Here is a 2,427-nt window from a genome sequence, read left to right as displayed (position 1 = left end):
AGGTCCACATTCCTTTCAATGGAAAAAACTCCTGTTAAGGATACGACTGCAAATACCAGCCAGGTAATTATGACCATTCCGGGCTTTTTAAATCCGATCAGGCTGATTTTTCTTAAAAACTTATCTATTGTACTGTTTTGAAGTTGAGCTGCTTTTTTTCCCAGCCTCCGGGAAGGTAAAACAGACATGACAGCAGGTGTAAAGGTCAGTGATAATATAAGCGCACAGGCAATACCAAATGAGGTAAAAAGCCCGAACTTATTGATCATATCGAGGTAGGAACCAAATGCAAATGACAGAAAGCCGAAAATATCGGTAATGGCAGTGTAAAATACCGGGACGGCTATAAAAGACAATGCTTTGCCAAGAGAATCCTGATAATTGTCTGTCATTGTTTCGCGAAAACGGTTAATCAGATGTATGGTATAGGCACTTCCGACAGCGACCAGCAAAATGGGAATCACTGAAGTGATAATGCTAAGGGGAATATTCAGCAAGGCCATGAAGCCAAAAGTCCATAATGCCCCGATCATTACATTTAAAACAGGGAGAAAAAAACCGTAAAAGGAGCGAAGGGAAAGCAGCAAGATGAGAACAATGGTGATGACTGCCAATGGCCCTAATATCAGTATGTCTTTCGATATTACATCTGCAAAAGCTGAAACGATAAAAGGCTGTCCTCCGAAATAAATTTTTTCCGGTAATCCAAGCGACATCACCCTGGTTTTAATTTGCTTCGAAACCTCTGTTTCTTTTGCATTTCCGGATATTCTGGCGGCAATGACGGTCATTTTCCCGTCTTCAGAAATCAGGGCACCTTTGTAAAATTCCTTGCTCAGCACATAGCGTTTCAATGAATCCAGTTTTGCCTGATCTTCAGGAATATCATATTCATCTATCAGTTGGGTAACTTCTATGCCCCATTCACTTCCCCTGATGTCGATGATATTGGTCAGGCTGGTAACAAAACTAACCCCTTCTGTCATTTTCAGGCTGTCCGTTATTTGACGGATATGCTCAAGTGTTGCTTTGCTGAAGATGTTTTCTGACTCTATAGCTACAATACACTGGGCATTTCCTCCGTATTCCTTCCCGATTTTGTTAAACAGCGCTGCTACCCGGTCATCTTTTGGCAGGTTGCTGAAAACATCCGGATTGATGGTCAGCTTGCCAATAAAGAAAGAAAAGAACAGGGTGAGCAAAACGACTATCACAATAATCCAATACCTGAATCTCAGGATAAGATTTGAAAATCTCTCAGTTAAAATCTTATTTAGTTTGTTCATATTTAGTAATAAATAGAAAGTTCAGGATTAAAAGAACCAAAATAAGAAAAATTTTTCTATGATTTTTATTGGTTGTCATCAGATTAGATTATCAGATTCTTGTTTTTTCCCAGTTTTTCAGCAATTCAGGATAGCTGTTGATGATAAAATCAATGAAGCTGACCAGATCGTCAATCGTCTTGTTGAAATCGGGGTCATGTCCATTTCTGACTTGTAAAATTTCTTTAAAAAGATTACCATAACTTTTTGCAAACTGAAGCAGGTCGGTCATAAATACTTTCCAGTTGGTCAGATTGGTTTTAAAATATCGTTTTCGGTCGCCTGGTTTGGTGATGTAATCCACCTGTTTCATGCTCATGAGCAGGTTAAGTGCATTGCTGACAGCACTTTTACTAACCATAAGCTCATCTTTGATTTCATCAAAAGTGAGTTCCGGTTGATCCGATACGAGCAATAATCCGTAAATCCGGGCTGCTACGGGTTGAAAGCCGAATTTCTCATGAAAAACGCCTATTTTTTCAATCAGTTCACGTTTTTTAATGTCTAATGTCATGATACCAGCGATTCATTTCGAGTGCAAATATAAACGGTTTTTTTAGTTCTGTATTTTATGAACAAAAAATTTTAATTTTTTTTCCGGAGGTAAAATCAGGAGAGTTCAGGATTATTTGTATTTGATGGCAATGCCCGAAGCCAATGGATACCATGCCTGAAAATCATATTTGATATGGATAATGGCATCAGCATTTAATTTAACGGCTTTTTTCCTTAAACCGTTGAGAAGTTGCTGCGGAGTTGTGAATATTGTACCATCCGACTGGATGTAGGCCAGTTCAATATAGGGTTTATCAGGGTGTTGTGTGAAAAATAATTCAGGCTTTTCGTCTTTTACGGGAGTTAATACGGCTATGCGTGTGGTCGTACAGCTTAAAAAGGTCAAAGCTAATAGCATTAAACTTAATAATAATAAGTGCTTTTTCATCCTGATTTGTTTATTGTTGAAAACGTAGATTATTTAATATTATTGCAAAAAAGAGGATTTGAATGAAAGACTGGTGAATGGATTAAATGCGGGAATAGGTTATACTATATTGATATTGTGCATATTACGAAGGGGATGAGTGATTTGGATTGCGGATTT

Annotated in this window: 3 protein-coding genes; all 3 read right to left on the bottom strand. The window is 38.0% G+C overall.

Going from position 1 to position 2,427, the window contains the following annotated elements; genetic code table 11:
• Positions 1–1,286 (bottom strand): MMPL family transporter (locus GX437_08045; GenBank protein ID NLJ07605.1); only part of this gene is annotated, 1,286 nt, incomplete at its 3' end.
• A gap of 91 nt (positions 1,287–1,377) precedes the next feature.
• Positions 1,378–1,839 carry a MarR family transcriptional regulator gene (locus GX437_08040; protein ID NLJ07604.1) on the bottom strand — a complete coding sequence of 154 codons (462 nt, stop codon included), beginning with the start codon at positions 1,837–1,839 and terminating at the stop codon, positions 1,378–1,380.
• A 111-nt stretch (positions 1,840–1,950) separates the two neighbouring features.
• Positions 1,951–2,268, bottom strand: a complete 318-nt coding sequence (locus tag GX437_08035; GenBank protein NLJ07603.1) for a hypothetical protein — start codon at positions 2,266–2,268, stop codon at positions 1,951–1,953.
• Positions 2,269–2,427: the final 159 nt, after the last annotated feature.

Source organism: Sphingobacteriales bacterium (genome assembly GCA_012517435.1).
Taxonomy (GTDB): domain Bacteria; phylum Bacteroidota; class Bacteroidia; order CAILMK01; family JAAYUY01; genus JAAYUY01.
This window is presented reverse-complemented; position numbering and strand designations above follow the sequence as displayed.

Excerpts from the sequence above, each read along its gene's own strand:
- GX437_08040 (NLJ07604.1), bottom strand. The coding sequence starts at position 1,839 with ATGACATTAGACATTAAAAAACGTGAACTGATTGAAAAAATAGGCGTT.
- GX437_08035 (NLJ07603.1), bottom strand. The coding sequence starts at position 2,268 with ATGAAAAAGCACTTATTATTATTAAGTTTAATGCTATTAGCTTTGACC.